This is a genomic window from Phyllobacterium sp. P5_D12 (assembly GCF_054049495.1).
On the sequence record NZ_JBFUMG010001168.1, the window covers coordinates 1 to 575 of the forward strand.

1 protein-coding gene and 1 pseudogene are annotated in these 575 nt (G+C 56.8%); both read left to right on the forward strand.

Annotated features, from left to right (window positions below):
- Window positions 1-61: 61 nt before the first annotated feature.
- Window positions 62-277 carry an ATP-binding protein gene (locus ACXJ5O_RS29315; protein ID WP_457302965.1) on the forward strand — a complete coding sequence of 72 codons (216 nt, stop codon included), beginning with the start codon at window positions 62-64 and terminating at the stop codon, window positions 275-277.
- A gap of 54 nt (window positions 278-331) precedes the next feature.
- A pseudogene (locus ACXJ5O_RS29320) lies at window positions 332-575 on the forward strand (Ohr subfamily peroxiredoxin); the annotation flags it as partial.

Genomic DNA, 575 nt, shown 5'->3' on the forward strand with positions numbered 1-575 from the left:
GTCTGATCGACTTGTTCGGATAAGCGCCCGTCTGCACAACGACGCCGTTGAAATTGACTGCCTGGACAACGGTCCCGGGTTCGCTGGCGATGGCGAGCAATTTTTCAAGCCTTTCCATACGACAAAGCAGCACGGTATCGGAATGGGACTCGCTATCTGCAGGTCTATCGTGGAAGCCCATGATGGAAAAATATCGGCGCGAGCCAATCCTTCGGGCGGCGCTGCGTTCCACGTCAAGCTGCCAGTCAACCCGCAACCAACGAACCCGATGGAGTAGAAAATAGAAGCCATCTATACGGCTAGARTCACGGCCTCTGGCGGACGTCATGGCATGATCAAAAGCGATGACGGCATTCTCGATCTAGCGCTCGCTATGCCGGCTTCGCTGGGTGGCAAGGGCGGCGCCACCAATCCCGAGCAGCTTTTTGCTGGAGGGTATGCAGCCTGCTTTGAGAACGCGCTCTTTCGAGCGGCTCGTGAAAGTCGCCGCCACATACCTGACGGCGACATAACGGTAGTAGGTGAAGTCGGGCTGAGCAAGACTCCGAGCGATACTTTCGCCCTTTCGGTAACGC